At 64.9% G+C, this 13,215-nt stretch carries 13 protein-coding genes; 8 read left to right on the top strand and 5 right to left on the bottom strand.

Translation table 11 applies throughout. From position 1 onward, the window contains the following. Positions 1-117 precede the first annotated feature (117 nt). On the bottom strand, positions 118-1,365 hold the full coding sequence (locus tag ACVWYP_RS29465; protein ID WP_304495780.1) for a glycerophosphodiester phosphodiesterase family protein: 1,248 nt from the start codon (positions 1,363-1,365) through the stop codon (positions 118-120). A gap of 340 nt (positions 1,366-1,705) precedes the next feature. On the opposite strand from ACVWYP_RS29465, the gene ACVWYP_RS29460 reads away from it, so the two are divergent. After that, positions 1,706-2,002, top strand: coding sequence for a twin-arginine translocation signal domain-containing protein (locus ACVWYP_RS29460; protein WP_304495779.1), 297 nt, complete (start codon positions 1,706-1,708; stop codon positions 2,000-2,002). Between the two features lie 69 nt (positions 2,003-2,071). Here the strand turns inward: ACVWYP_RS29460 and ACVWYP_RS29455 are convergent, their stop codons facing one another. Then, positions 2,072-2,335: a GCG_CRPN prefix-to-repeats domain-containing protein gene (locus tag ACVWYP_RS29455; RefSeq protein WP_016839912.1), complete on the bottom strand. Its 264-nt coding sequence runs from the start codon at positions 2,333-2,335 to the stop codon at positions 2,072-2,074. A gap of 299 nt (positions 2,336-2,634) precedes the next feature. Next, positions 2,635-3,330 carry an ArsR/SmtB family transcription factor gene (locus ACVWYP_RS29450; protein WP_212056709.1) on the bottom strand — a complete coding sequence of 232 codons (696 nt, stop codon included), beginning with the start codon at positions 3,328-3,330 and terminating at the stop codon, positions 2,635-2,637. Positions 3,331-3,447: 117 nt separating this feature from the next. Here ACVWYP_RS29450 and ACVWYP_RS29445 point away from each other — a divergent pair, with 117 nt between their 5' ends. The 3 genes from ACVWYP_RS29445 to ACVWYP_RS29435 are packed head-to-tail and all read left to right on the top strand — an operon-like array spanning position 3,448 to position 5,015. After that, complete coding sequence (locus ACVWYP_RS29445) at positions 3,448-3,756, top strand: NIPSNAP family protein (protein ID WP_304495778.1); 309 nt, start codon at positions 3,448-3,450, stop codon at positions 3,754-3,756. 33 nt (positions 3,757-3,789) lie between these two features. Next, complete coding sequence (locus ACVWYP_RS29440; protein WP_016839915.1) at positions 3,790-4,140, top strand: antibiotic biosynthesis monooxygenase family protein; 351 nt, start codon at positions 3,790-3,792, stop codon at positions 4,138-4,140. Positions 4,141-4,196: 56 nt separating this feature from the next. Then, positions 4,197-5,015, top strand: a complete 819-nt coding sequence (locus ACVWYP_RS29435) for an isocitrate lyase/PEP mutase family protein (protein WP_304495777.1) — start codon at positions 4,197-4,199, stop codon at positions 5,013-5,015. 65 nt (positions 5,016-5,080) lie between these two features. Here the strand turns inward: ACVWYP_RS29435 and ACVWYP_RS29430 are convergent, their stop codons facing one another. Then, complete coding sequence (locus tag ACVWYP_RS29430; RefSeq protein ID WP_028339266.1) at positions 5,081-5,521, bottom strand: hypothetical protein; 441 nt, start codon at positions 5,519-5,521, stop codon at positions 5,081-5,083. Between the two features lie 144 nt (positions 5,522-5,665). Between ACVWYP_RS29430 and ACVWYP_RS29425 the strand changes: the two genes are divergently transcribed. Continuing rightward, a complete protein-coding gene (locus ACVWYP_RS29425; protein ID WP_304495776.1) occupies positions 5,666-6,307 on the top strand; it encodes a trimeric intracellular cation channel family protein in 642 nt (213 codons plus the stop codon). 4 nt (positions 6,308-6,311) lie between these two features. On the opposite strand, the gene ACVWYP_RS29420 is transcribed toward ACVWYP_RS29425, so the two are convergent. Continuing rightward, complete coding sequence (locus tag ACVWYP_RS29420) at positions 6,312-7,538, bottom strand: cytochrome c (RefSeq protein ID WP_304495775.1); 1,227 nt, start codon at positions 7,536-7,538, stop codon at positions 6,312-6,314. A 234-nt stretch (positions 7,539-7,772) separates the two neighbouring features. Here ACVWYP_RS29420 and ACVWYP_RS29415 point away from each other — a divergent pair, with 234 nt between their 5' ends. From ACVWYP_RS29415 to ACVWYP_RS29405, 3 genes are all read left to right on the top strand, one after another. Continuing rightward, positions 7,773-11,267, top strand: coding sequence for an indolepyruvate ferredoxin oxidoreductase family protein (locus ACVWYP_RS29415; protein WP_304495774.1), 3,495 nt, complete (start codon positions 7,773-7,775; stop codon positions 11,265-11,267). A 279-nt stretch (positions 11,268-11,546) separates the two neighbouring features. Next, entirely contained in the window at positions 11,547-12,704 is a 1,158-nt protein-coding gene (locus ACVWYP_RS29410; protein ID WP_076858214.1) for a thiolase domain-containing protein, read from the top strand. Further along, complete coding sequence (locus tag ACVWYP_RS29405) at positions 12,704-13,093, top strand: Zn-ribbon domain-containing OB-fold protein (protein ID WP_028339261.1); 390 nt, start codon at positions 12,704-12,706, stop codon at positions 13,091-13,093. Before ACVWYP_RS29410 ends, ACVWYP_RS29405 begins: the two co-directional genes overlap by 1 nt. The last annotated feature ends 122 nt before the right edge of the window (positions 13,094-13,215 follow it).

Genomic DNA, 13,215 nt, shown 5'->3' with positions numbered 1-13,215 from the left:
TCGGGCGGGAAGGCGATGATGCTAGTCCTGCTCTGCCGCGCGCGGAACGGCCGGAATGGTCATGGCGAGCGCGCACGGTGCGTAGGGCGGGGCAGCCGTAACGCGCCCGGCAAGACCTCACTTCATCCCCATGCAGTTCGCATAGAATGTGGTCGTCGCCGGCCAGTCGGAAAACATCGCGCGAACGCCGACCTGTTTTGCCAGCACGTCGAGCACGCTCAGCGTGTCGCCGTCGCGGTCGATCGCCGCCTTCACCGATTTGTGGTAGAACGCACCGCCCTTGTTCAGCGGGCCGTCGCGCTCCAGCGACCAGCCGATCAGATCGAGGCCGGCCGCTTTCGCCGCCCTGGCGTAAGCCGACGGGACGATCTCGCCCTTGTCGTTCAGCGCCAGCATCGCGAAGATCGGCGGCCCCAGGATCGCGACGCCGGAGGCCTTCAATTCCTGCATGGACGGCTTCCAGGTCTCCGGCCGGTTCGGATCGAGGCCTGCTTTCTCGTAGCGGTCTTCGAGATAGAGCGCCTGGCTCGCGAAATCGGGTTCGGTCTTCACCCAATAGAGGATGTCCTTGAGGCTGAAGCTCTGCGGGAACACGTCGCTCGGCGGAATGCCGGCGGCCTTGTAGGCGGCGAGCATCTGGGTCGCATATGTCTCCTGGGTGTAGTCGCCGTCGAACGGCATCGCCACTTCCGGCGCCTTCAGCTCGGGCGTGAATTTTGCGCCGAGACTCCTGATCAAGGCGATGCTCTCGTCGTGGCTCATCAGCGTGCCGGAATTGGCATAGAGGTCGGTGCGCCAGCGCGGCGTGCCCTTCTGGTACTCCTCGGGCGTCCTCGCATCCGGATTGAAGCCGTCCATTTTCGCGGTGAGCCGCTTGAATTCGGCGAGCGTGATGTCGCTGGTGCAGCATTTCGCCGATGCCTTCCTGCCGGTGGCGGGGTCGGCCGGGCTGAAGGGGTGCGTGCATTTTGCGGCGAGATCCGGCACCGTCAGGATGTTGGTCGTGGTGTGCAGGTCGCATTGCGAGTGCCGGCACACCAGCTGGCGGTCCCGCGTGAAGGTGACGTCGCATTCGATCACGCCGGCGCCCATCCGTGCGGCGGCGAGATAGGATTCGCGGCTATGCTCGGGAAATTGCAGCGCGGCGCCGCGATGGCCAATCGAAAAATCGGTCTTGTGGAACGGTCCGGTGCATTGGCCGAGCTGCTGCTTCAGGGGCCCGTCCTTCATCTTGTCGACCAGATAGAACGGGCGCGGCCCGAGCTGCGCCTCGCGCGGCAGCGCGATCTCCCCGGCGGCGACGGGCAGCGCGGCGCCGAGGGCGAGCAGGAACGAGAGCAGGGCGGTGCGGTGGCGGGCAAGCATGGGTGATCCCCCTGATCAGGCATTGTCAGCAGGCCGACATATCACGGAGCATATGCCGGCCGCCTGCGCGAAATGAAACCATGGAGGGAGCGCGCTGAACAGCGATCACATGAAGCGGCTGGTCGCCGACTTCAACCGTGACTGGCCGGAGGTGACGCGTACGCGCGATCTCCTGGTGCTGGCGGAGGAGGCAACGGCGGCATGATGGTTGCGTGACGTCACGACGTCGACGACCCTCGAGTTCCATCAAACGTGAACGCGCGGTTCAGCGAGTGTTCAGGTCGCGAGGCAAAAACTCGCTGCTGCAGTTGGTCCAGCTCAGCAACAGAGGGAAACGCTCATGGAACGCCGGGATTTTCTGAAGATGGCCTTCGGTGTCGCCGCCGGAGCCGTCACCTTCGCAGCGACGGCGCAGGCGGCGCCGCTCGCGCCGCTACCCCTCAACCAAGACGCACGCGCGCCGGCGGCGGGCGAAGCGCATCCGGCCGTCACCACGGGCGAGGAGGTCGGCCGCATGAAGCCCGAGCAAGTACGCTGGCATCATCGCCACTGGGGTTGGCGTCACCGGCACTGGCACCGCAGGCATTGGGGCTGGCGCCGCCACCATTGGCGCCGTCATCACTGGCGCCGCTGGTGATATCGACTCCATGACGAAAAGAAAAACCCCGCTACCGGCGGGGTTTTGTTAGTTCGAAATGTGCAGCGATCAGATCGGGCGGCAACGGCCGTAGCGCCAGGCAAAACCGTAGGGGCAGGCGCGGACGCGCGGCGCCACCACGACGGGGCGCTCGACCACGACCGGCGGACGCACGACGACGGCGCCCGGTGCGACGACGACGCCGCGATTCCTGACGCAGCCGCCATAGGGACCACGGTGCCAGCCGGGGCCGCAGCCACCGGCCGCATCAGCGGCGCTGATGCCGGCGAATGCGGTCGTCAGCAAAACTGCTGCAGCAAAAAGATACTTCATGTCTTCTCCTTTTTATTGGGCCGCGCTGCGGCACCGCAACAAACTTTCGTCTACCGATTCGCCCGGCGGGATCATTGCAGAAGCCGTGCCCGATGTCGCCGACCATAATGTTGCGGCCTGAATGCGACATGAATGTTGCAGCTCACAGCTGCGTCAGGGCGCCGCAAGTCGGCTCAGCATCACTTCGAAATATTTCGCAGACGTGACAGCCGCGCGGTAATGGCGAGCGTGCGAAAATGCATCGGAAGGCGAGGCAAGCGAGACCGCCGGTTCATCGATGCTTGCCGGAAGGCGCGCCGCTATTGGTCCGGGCCGAACAGCGCAGCGAATCGCTTCTCGCCGTTGCGCGAAAAATTGACCACGCGGCTGCCCGGCGCAGCATCGCGCGCGGCCCATTTCAGTTCAGTGAAGCGGTCCATCATGGCAGCACCGAGTGTGCCGGCGAGATGATGCCGCCGCTCGCTCCAGTCGAGGCAGGCCTTGCACACCGGACGGCGCGGATGCGTCAGCGCATCGGCGTCGATCTGCAACTCCTCGGCCATGAAGCGCTTGCCTTCGCCGGTGAGCTCGATCGCCTGCTTGCTCTGGCGGACCAGCTTCTGCCGCTTCATGCTGTCGAGCATCTGCACGCCGAGATCGCCGGCGAGATGGTCGTAGCAGATGCGGGCGCGGCGCAGCGCCGGATCCTTCGGCCCGGTGCGCACCCGCATATGGCCGGCGCGGGCGGCGATGCCCTGCAGGCCTTCCAGCACGTCGGCGACGTCGGGGTCAGAGAGGCGGTAGTAGCGGTGGCGGCCCTGCTTCTCGGGCTCGATCAGCCCGCCGGCCTCGAGCTTGGCAAGATGTGAGCTCGCCGTCTGCGGAGTGATGCCGGCCTCCTGCGCGAGCTCACTCGCGGTCAACGCCCTGCCGGTCATCAGCGCGGTCAGCATGTTGCAGCGTGCGGGATCGCCGACCAGTGCGGCGATCCGGGAGATGTCGGGTCCTGCTTTCATAGTTCGATGATAGCCGAAGCATCGAGGTCGGACAAGCCGCTATTGTCCACCGTGCCGTCATTGCGAGGAGTGCTTTGCTGACGCTCGCAATGGCGGAAACATTACCGGAGGCCATCAATGACCGTCACCGTCTTCATCCGCTACCAGCTCGATCCGTTCAAGCGCGCGATGTTCGAGGAGTATTCGCGGAACTGGCTCTCGATCATCCCGCGCTGCGGCGGCGATCTCATCGGCTACTGGATGCCGCATGAGGGAACCAACAACATCGGCTTCGCGCTGATTTCGTTCGAAAGCCTTGCCGCCTATGAGGCCTATCGCGCGCGGCTGCGCCAGGACAAGGAGGGCGTCGCGAACTTCAACTTCGCGGAAGAAAACCGTTTCATCCTCGCCGAGGAACGGACATTTCTCCGCAAGGTCGAGTTATAGTGGGGCCACAACAGCAATGTGCGGGAGGCGCCCATGATCGCCGTGATCTTCGAAGTCTGGCCGAAGCCTGAGCACCGGGACCTCTATTTCGACCTTGCCGCCGAGCTGAAGCCGATCCTGCAGGAGATCGACGGCTTCATCTCGGTCGAGCGGTTCGAGAGCATCACGGAGAAGGGCAAGTTCGTGTCGCTGTCATTCTTCCGCGACGAGGCTGCGGTGGAAGCCTGGCGCAACACGATCGAGCATCGCCGTACCCAGGCCAAGGGCCGCGCGCGGATCTTCGAGAACTACCGGCTGCGGGTGGCGAGCGTGATCCGTGACTACGGCCTGAACGAACGCGATCAGGCACCGAAGGACAGCCGCGCGGTGCATGAGCCGCACTAGCGGGCGGATGCGTGGGTGCCTATCTGTGCGCGGCCAATGACTCTAGGGAGCGACCAATGCCACTGCCAACTGCTGACAAACGCGCCGCCTTCAAGAAGCTGCATGAGGGCGGGTGCTTCATCATTCCGAATCCGTTCGATGTCGGCAGCGCCCGCGCCTTGCAACATCTCGGCTTCAAGGCGCTGGCGTCGACCAGCGCGGGCTTTGCATGGACTATCGCCAAGGCCGACAACCGCGTCACCGTCGATGACGTCTGCGACCACCTGACTGCGCTGTGTGCGGCGGTCGATATTCCCGTCAATGCGGATTTCGAGGGCGGCTTCGCGGTCGAGCCCGACAAGGTCGCGGTCAATGTCGCGCGCGGCGTCAAGACCGGCGTCGCCGGGCTCTCGATCGAGGATTCCACCGGAGACGCCGCCAACCCGCTGTTCGAGCACAAGCTTGCGGTCGAGCGCATCAAGGCGGCGCGCAAGGCCATCGATGCCGACAACAGCGGCGTGTTGCTCACCGGCCGCTGTGAGGCATTCCTGTGGGGGAAAAAGGACCTCAATCTGGTGATCGAACGGCTGCAGGCCTATTCGGAAGCAGGAGCGGACGTCCTTTATTCGCCGGGCATCGCGACCAAGGAGGAGATTTCCGCGGTCGTGAAGGCGGTGGCGCCAAAGCCGGTCAATCTGTTGATCGGCGGCGCGTCGGAGCTGACGCTGCAATCGGTCGCGGATCTCGGCGTGCGCCGGATCAGCGTCGGCGGAGCGCTGGCGCGGATGGCCTGGACCGGCGTGATGAAGGCGGCCAAGGAGATGGCCGAGAAGGGCACCTTCACCGAATTCGCCAACGGCTATCCCGGCGGCGAGCTCAACAAGATGTTCAAGTAGGCTCACGTGCAAAAAAGCAGCGGGCCGCTGGGCCCGCTGCTTCGTCGCTCACGATAGCGAGCGGATTACTTGTTCTTGTCGCCGGTCGAGTCGGACGGGGTCGCCGAACGGTCGATCTCCTGCCCGGTCGGCTTGTTGGCCGACGGAGACGCGGGCTGCGCCGGTGCCGCGCCCGTGGTCGTGCCGGGCTGGCTGTTCGGTTTCGGCGTCACGTCGCGCATGCCCGGAGGCGGCGCGGCCGGATTGGCCGGCTGCTGCTGCGCGGTCTGCGCTGACGGCGTGGTGCCGGCCTCGTGCACCGAAGTATTGTTCAAGCCGTAGAACAACGCACCGAGCACCACGGCCACCGCGACTGCGAACATCGCGATCTTGGTGGTGCTGGCCGGTCCCTCCTGGAGTTCCGGATCCGGCTGCAGCTCGTTGTCCAGGCTGTTGAAGCGCGCCTGACGGCGCATTTCGTCCTCGGTCAGGTTGGCGCGATACGGATCGTCAGGTTGATGGGCCATTGCAAAGTTCCTCCGTTAGCACCTCAAAGCTAAACGCATGGGACAATGGCTGGCGCGCAAGGATGTTCCGCGCCAATGTTGCAACCTGTTCATGCAGGAACCGTCGATTCCTTGGGTTCCAATCTGTTTCATGAGGCCTTTTCAATGTGGACCATGCCGCCCACCGATTCGGTGCTGCAAGTGCTCTCGTTCATTGCGGTTGCGGCGCAGTCGATGACGGCGGCGTTGGCGGCCGGCAGGCGCAGCATGGATTGGGCCGGCGTCTGCATGCTCGGCGCGATCACCGCGCTCGGCGGCGGCACCATCCGCGACGTGCTGCTCGGGCATTATCCGCTGCTCTGGGTCGCGCACCCGATCTACCTTGCGGTCGCAGCCGCCGGCGCCTTCGCCACCATCCTGCTGGCGCGGCTGGTGCACCGGCTCAACCTCGCATTCCTGGTGCTCGATGCGATCGGACTTGTGGTGTTCACCATGGCCGGCTGCGACGTGGCCTCGCAAGTCGACGTCCCGCTGCCGATTGTGATCGTCGCCGGCATGATCTCCGGCTGCGCCGGCGGCGTGCTGCGTGACATCCTCTGCAACGAGGTGCCGCTGTTGTTTCGCAGCGAGCTCTACGCCAGCGTCTCAGTGGTGACGGGACTGTTCTATGTGACCGGCTCCGGGCTGCAGGTGAATGCGCAGCTCTGGACCGCGCTGACCTTCGCCCTCGGGCTGACGTTCCGCATGCTTGCGATCCGCTACCGATGGGAGATGCCGAAATTCGTGTTCAGCGACGAGGAGCGTTGAACGGCTATTTCGCCGTCCGCGCCTTCGCGACCTCGTCCGCGGTGACGGCCGGCGCCGTGTTGCCCCAGGCATTGCGGATATAGGTCGCAACGTCCGCGACCTCCTGGTCGGTGAGCTTCGGATAGGCCGGCATCGAGCCGCCGTTCGGCGCGCGCGGCGTCGTCACGGTCTGCGCGCCGTCGAGGATGATGCGCAGCGTGCTCGCCGGATTGGCCGATTGCAGATTGGCGTTGCCGGGCAGCGGCGGATAGATCCGCGGCGCGCCCGAGCCGTCGAGCTCATGACAGGCGATGCAGGCGCCGCGATAGATGCGCTCGCCATTGCTCATCTGCGCCGGCGAGGGCGGGGTGACCTCCGGCTCCGGCGCGCCGACGGGCAGGCTCTTCAGATAGACCGCGATGGCGCGCACATCGGCGTCGCTCATCTTCGAGGTCGAATTGAGCACCACCTCGGACATCAGGGGGCCGGCATGGCTGTGCCCGTTGCGGCCGCTCTGCAGATATTCGGCGATGTCAGCCACGCTCCATGATTTCAGCCCGCTGCGCGCGGCGCCATCGAGCCTGGGCGCGAACATGCCTTGCACCACGCTGCCACTGAGCGCCTGGTCGCGCCTGTCGGCACCGAAGGCGTTTTTGGGCGTGTGGCAGGCGCCGCAATGGGCGAGGGCCTCGACCAGGTAGCGGCCGCGATTCCATTCCGAAGCCTGATTCTGGTCCGGCTGGATGATGCCCGGCGTGAAGAACAGCGCGTTCCAGGCCCGCATCAGCACGCGGTAGTTCAACGGCCAGCGCAGCTCCGGCGGCGGCGCCTTGTTGCTGACCGGCGCCAGCGTCGCGAGATAGGCGCGGATCGCCAGGATGTCGTCGCGGATCAGCTTCGTGAAGTACGGGTAGGGGAAGGCGGGATAATAATGCGCGCCGCTCGGCGAGATGCCGATCCGCAGCGCGCGCAGGAAATCGTCGTCGCTCCAGCCGCCGATGCCGGTATCGCGGTCGGGGGTGAGGTTCGGTGAGAACACCGCACCGAACGGCGTGTCGATCCGTTTGCCCCCGGCGAAGGGCTTTGCCGGATCGGCCGTGTGGCAGCTGGCGCAGTCGCCGGCGATCGTGAGCGCCTTGCCGCGGGCGATGACGTCGTCGGCCGGCGCCGCGGCACATTCGCTTGCCGTGAGCGCACCGCACAACAGCGCGGCGACCAGAATCGCGCCCGTCGTTCGAAATCGTCGCCGCATCCAATCACCTTTCGGTCCACAAGACGCGTTACGCCATTTCGCCGCGGGCCTGTCCTGCGACAGAAACCGAAACGGCCCTGCAATATTCCCGGCACGAAATTGCGATTTTTGAGCGACGGGCCTGGTTGCCCAGAATTGTGCTGCGCGCGCTGGAAAATCCGACATAGACTGGTTCTAACAAGTTCGGATGACTAGCTAAAAAGCAGTCGTCGCGACCAGCGAAAAGAGGGCTAAATGGGAATCAACCAAGGGCCTATCAGCCTCGACCAGAAATACACCCAGGACACCGGCCACGTCTTCATGACCGGCATCCAGGCGCTGGTCCGCCTGCCCATGGCGCAGATCAGGCGCGACCGCGCCGCGGGTCTCAACACGGCAGGCTTCATCTCCGGCTATCGCGGTTCCCCCCTCGGCGGCTACGACCAGCAACTGTTCGCCGCCCGCAAGCATCTCGAGCAGTACAACATCAAATTCCAGCCCGGCGTGAACGAGGACCTCGCGGCCACCGCGATCTGGGGCTCGCAGCAACTCGCCCTGTCGCCGGGCGCCAAATATGATGGCGCAGTCGGCATCTGGTACGGCAAGGGCCCCGGCGTCGACCGCTGCGGCGACGTGTTCCGCCACGGCAATGCGGCCGGCTCCGCCAAGCATGGCGGCGTGCTCTGCCTTGCGGGCGACGACCATGGCGCGAAATCCTCCACCGTCCCGCATCAGTCCGACCACGCCTTCATCTCCGCGCTGATGCCCTACCTCTACCCCTCCAGCATCCACGAAATGATCGAGATGGGCCTTCTGGGTATCGCGATGTCGCGCTACTCCGGCTGCTGGGTCGGCATGAAGGTGATCACCGAGACGGTCGAGACCACGGCCGAGATCGATCTCACCGACGAGATGACGCCTTTCATCATTCCGACCGATTTCGAGCTCCCGCCGGGCGGCCTCAACATCCGCTGGCCCGACGACCGCTTCGAGCAGGACCGCCGGCTGCAGGACTACAAGGGCTTTGCCGCGATCGCCTTCGCCCGCGCCAACAAGGTCAACCGCATCACGATGGATTCGCCGAACGCGCGCTACGGCATCATGGCCTCGGGCAAGAGCTACGAGGACATCCGCCAGGCGCTGCGCGAGCTCGGCATCACGCCCGAGATCGCCGCCAAGATCGGCATCCGCCTCTACAAGATCGGCATGCCCTGGCCGCTGGAGCCGGAAGGCGTGCGCAACTTCGCCGTCGGCCTCGAGGAGATCTTCATCGTCGAGGAGCGCCGCGAGATCGTCGAGAACCAGGTCAAGCAGGAGCTGTTCAACTGGCGCGACGACGTGCGTCCGCGCATCGTCGGCAAGATGGACGATCACGACAAGCGCTTCCTGACCTTCGCGGCCGAGCTCAGCGTGGCTTCGCTTGCGAGCTCGCTCACTGAACGGCTGCTTCGACTTAATCTCAATCCCGAAATCGCCGAGATGCTGCGCGCCAAGGCGGACTGGTTCAACGGCCGTCAGTCGACGCAGATGCAGGCGACCGCGCCCGTCAGCCGCACGCCGTATTTCTGCTCGGGCTGCCCGCACAATACCTCGACCAAGGTGCCGGAAGGCAGCCGCGCGCTGGCAGGCATCGGCTGCCACTTCATGGCGCTGTGGATGAACCGCTCGACCGAGACCTTCACCCATATGGGCGGCGAGGGCGTGCCGTGGGTCGGCATCGCGCCGTTCACCAACGAGAACCACGTCTTCGCCAATCTCGGCGACGGCACCTATTTCCACTCCGGCATTCTCGCGATCCGCCAGTCGATCGCTTCCAAGGCCAACATCACCTACAAGATCCTGTACAACGACGCGGTCGCCATGACCGGCGGCCAGCGCCACGACGGCGATCTCTCGCCGCAGCAGATCACCTTCCAGCTCCATGCCGAAGGCATCCGCGAGATCTATCTGGTCTCGGAAAATCCGGACGCCTATCCGGCCGATACGATCGCGCCCGGCGTCAAGCTGTTCCATCGCGACGACCTCGAGAACGTCCAGAAGATGTGCCGCGACACCAAGGGCACGTCGGCGATCGTGTTCGTGCAGACCTGCGCCGCCGAAAAACGCCGTCGCCGCAAGCGCGGCCTGATGGAGGATCCGCAGCGTCGCGTGCTGATCAATCCTGCCGTCTGCGAAGGATGCGGCGACTGCTCGGTGCAGTCGAACTGCATCTCGGTCGAGCCGCTGGAGACGGAGCTCGGGCGCAAGCGCACCATCAACCAGTCGACCTGCAACAAGGATTATTCCTGCGTGAAGGGCTTTTGCCCGTCCTTCGTCACGGTCGATGGCGGCAAGCTCAGGCGTCGCGCGCCGCCCGAGCTCGGCAGCATCGATAATCTGCCGGAGCCAGCCTCCAAGCCCGCGCTCGACCGGCCCTACAACATCGCGGTCGGCGGCGTCGGCGGCACCGGCGTGCTGACGATCGGCGCGCTGCTCGGCATGGCCGCGCATATCGAGGGCAAGGCCTCGATGATCCTCGACATGTCAGGTCTCGCGCAAAAGGGCGGCGCGGTGCTGAGCCACGTCCGGCTCTCCGAGCACACCGCCGACGTGACCTGCTCGCGCATCGTGACCGGAACGGCCGATCTGGTACTTGCGGCCGACGAGGTCGTGGCGGCGTCGAAGGACACCATCACGCTGTGCGATGCGAGCCGCACCGTCGGCATCATCAACAGCCACGTGATCCCGACCGCGGACTTCATCCTGAACCGCGACTTCAACTTCCAGAGCCGCAAGGTCAACAGCGTGCTGGAGACCGAGCTGCGCAAGGACTCCGCCTTCTTCGACTTCACCAAGCCGGCCGAGGCGCTGCTCGGCGACTCCATCGCCACCAACATCATGATGATGGGCTTTGCCTATCAGCGCGGGTTGCTGCCGCTGTCGGCGGAGGCGATTCTGCAGGCGATCGAGGTCAACGGCGTCTCGATCAAGATGAACACGCAGGCGTTCCAGCTCGGGCGTCTGGCCGCGGCCGATCCGGCGCGCCTCGCCGCGATGATGAAGGGGCAGGATGACGACGCAGCCCCGGTCAAGACGCTGGATGCGATGTCGCTCGACGAGATCATCACCCACCGCATGGCGCTTCTGACTGACTATCAGAGCGCGCGTTTGGCAAAACGCTACCGCAAGCTGGTCGACCAGGTTCGCGACACCGCCACCAAGGGCGGCTACGGCGAGGCGCTGCCGCGCGCGGTCGCGATCAACTACGCAAAGCTGCTCGCCTACAAGGACGAGTACGAGGTGGCGCGGTTGTTCACCGACGGCCGTTTCGAGAAGCAGCTGCGCGATCAGTTCGAGGGCGAGTTCAAGTTCAACTTCAATCTGGCGCCGCCGATCCTCGGCGGCGGGCTCGACGCGCAGGGCCGGCCGAAAAAGCGCGCCTTCGGGTCGTGGATGATGTCGGCCTTCAGGGTGCTGGCAAGATTCCGCTTCCTGCGCGGCACGCCGCTCGACATCTTCGGCTACAACGCCGACCGCAAGCTGGAGCGCGATCTGATCGCCGGCTACGAGAAGGATGTCGCGACGGTGCTGAACCTGCTGTCGCCCCTCAACCACGACATCGCGGTCGAATTGCTGGCGCTGCCCGATCGCATCCGCGGCTACGGTCCGGTGAAGGACAAGGCGATCAAGGAAGCGAAGGTTCGCTACGCGCAACTCGCCGCCGACCTCGCCAACCCGCCGCCCGCGCCGCGGCAGATGGCGGCGGAGTAGCGTAGCCACACATTCAACGTCGTCCCGGGCAAGCGAAGCGCGACCCGGGACCCATAACCACCGTTGTTCGTTGTTGCGCGAGGCCGTGGCCGCAGCTTGGTCTCGCAACACAATCCTGTGGTTATGGGTCCCGGCTTTCGCCGGGACGACATTTGTGTTTTGGGCGCGCGCACGGTGCACACGCCGCAGTCTCGCCTGACGGAATATTTCCGCGCTTGCCAAGGTCGCGCGTCCGGTTCAGAAAAACGCTCGAGCGAAGAAACGCCAGCGGAGAGCGATTTGACCATCAAGGGCAAGGCCTACATTGCCGGGATCTACGAACATCCCACCCGGCACGCACCCGATAAATCAACAGCACAGCTTCACGCTGAGGTCGCCAAGGGCGCGATCGAGGACGCCGGGCTCACGAAGGACGACATCGACGGCTATTTCTGCGCCGGCGATGCGCCGGGCGGGCTGTGGCCGATGGTCGATTATCTCGGCCTCAACACCAGGAAGCTGCGTCACGTCGACTCCACCGAGACCGGTGGCTGTTCCTATCTGATCCATCTCGGCCACGCCGCCGAGGCGATTGCCGCGGGCAAATGCTCGGTCGCGCTGGTCACGCTGGCGGGCAAGCCGCGCACCGGCCCGATGCCGCCGCGCGCGTCGGGCGCCGAGGCTGATTTCGAATTGGCCTACGGGGCTACCACGCACAATGCCTATGGCATGTGTGCCATGCGCCATATGCACGACTACGGCACCACCTCCGAACAACTCGCCTGGATCAAGGTCGCGGCCTCGCATCACGCGCAATACAATCCGCATGCGATGCTGAAGGAGGTCGTCACCGTCGAGGACGTGCTGAACTCGCCGATGATCTCCGATCCGCTGCACCGCATGGATTGCTGCGTCGTCACCGACGGCGGCGGCGCGATGATCGTCACGACGCCCGAGATCGCCAAGAGCCTGAAGAAGCCGCTGGTGCGCCTGATCGGCCATGGCGAGGCGATGAAGGGCCCGCGCGGCGGCAAGGATCTCGATCTGACTTACTCCGCCGGCGTGTGGTCCGGTCCGCGTGCCTTCGAGGAGGCGGGCGTGACGCCGAAGGACATCAAATACGCCTCGATCTATGACAGCTTCACCATCACGGTGCTGATGCAGCTCGAGGATCTCGGCTTCTGCAAGAAGGGCGAGGGCGGCAAGTTCGTCGCCGACGGCAATCTGATCTCCGGCGTCGGCAAGCTGCCGTTCAACACCGATGGCGGCGGCCTGTGCAGCAACCATCCCGTCAATCGCGGCGGCATGACGAAAATCCTCGAGGCTGTGCGCCAGTTGCGCGGCGAGGCGCATCCGAAGGTGCAGGTGAAGAACTGCGACCTCGCGATCGCCCACGGCACCGGCGGTCTGCTCGGCGTTCGCCACGCCGCCTCAACCTGCATTCTGGAGCGTGCGTGATGTCTGAAGCGAAGAAGTACAATGCCCCGGTGACCAACCCGGAGACCGCGCCGTTCTGGGAAGCGGCGAAGGCGGGTAAGTTCATGATCAAGCGCTGCAACACCTGCGGCGAGGCGCATTACTTCCCGCGCGCGATCTGCCCGTTCTGCTTCTCGGACAAGACAGTGTGGGAAGAGTCGAGCGGCGAGGCCACGGTCTACACCTACAGCCTGATGCGGAAGTCGCCGACCGGTCCCTATGCGATCGCCTATGTGACGCTGAAGGAAGGTCCGTCGCTGCAGACCAACATCGTCGATTGCGATCTTGAGAACGTGAAGATCGGCCAGAAGGTCAAGGTGGTGTGGAAGCCGACCGACGGCGCCCCGCTGCCGTTCTTCACGCCGGCCTAACCTAGAAAGTACCTTCCCCCCTTGCGGGGGAAGGTGGCAGCCGAAGGCTGCCGGAAGAGGGGTTCTCTCCGCGAGAGATGCGTTTGAGGAGCCAACCCCTCTCCCAAACGAGTTTGCGTTTG

This window comes from Bradyrhizobium sp. USDA 3262 (assembly GCF_054060035.1).
The sequence above is the reverse complement of the archived record's forward strand: the minus strand, read 5'-3'. Positions and strand labels throughout refer to the sequence as shown.

Excerpts from the sequence above, each read along its gene's own strand:
- ACVWYP_RS29450 (WP_212056709.1), bottom strand. The coding sequence starts at position 3,330 with ATGAAAGCAGGACCCGACATCTCCCGGATCGCCGCACTGGTCGGCGAT.
- ACVWYP_RS29420 (WP_304495775.1), bottom strand. The coding sequence starts at position 7,538 with ATGCGGCGACGATTTCGAACGACGGGCGCGATTCTGGTCGCCGCGCTG.
- ACVWYP_RS29425 (WP_304495776.1), top strand. The coding sequence starts at position 5,666 with ATGTGGACCATGCCGCCCACCGATTCGGTGCTGCAAGTGCTCTCGTTC.
- ACVWYP_RS29415 (WP_304495774.1), top strand. The coding sequence starts at position 7,773 with ATGGGAATCAACCAAGGGCCTATCAGCCTCGACCAGAAATACACCCAG.
- ACVWYP_RS29445 (WP_304495778.1), top strand. The coding sequence starts at position 3,448 with ATGACCGTCACCGTCTTCATCCGCTACCAGCTCGATCCGTTCAAGCGC.
- ACVWYP_RS29455 (WP_016839912.1), bottom strand. The coding sequence starts at position 2,335 with ATGAAGTATCTTTTTGCTGCAGCAGTTTTGCTGACGACCGCATTCGCC.
- ACVWYP_RS29440 (WP_016839915.1), top strand. The coding sequence starts at position 3,790 with ATGATCGCCGTGATCTTCGAAGTCTGGCCGAAGCCTGAGCACCGGGAC.
- ACVWYP_RS29435 (WP_304495777.1), top strand. The coding sequence starts at position 4,197 with ATGCCACTGCCAACTGCTGACAAACGCGCCGCCTTCAAGAAGCTGCAT.
- ACVWYP_RS29430 (WP_028339266.1), bottom strand. The coding sequence starts at position 5,521 with ATGGCCCATCAACCTGACGATCCGTATCGCGCCAACCTGACCGAGGAC.
- ACVWYP_RS29465 (WP_304495780.1), bottom strand. The coding sequence starts at position 1,365 with ATGCTTGCCCGCCACCGCACCGCCCTGCTCTCGTTCCTGCTCGCCCTC.
- ACVWYP_RS29460 (WP_304495779.1), top strand. The coding sequence starts at position 1,706 with ATGGAACGCCGGGATTTTCTGAAGATGGCCTTCGGTGTCGCCGCCGGA.
- ACVWYP_RS29405 (WP_028339261.1), top strand. The coding sequence starts at position 12,704 with ATGTCTGAAGCGAAGAAGTACAATGCCCCGGTGACCAACCCGGAGACC.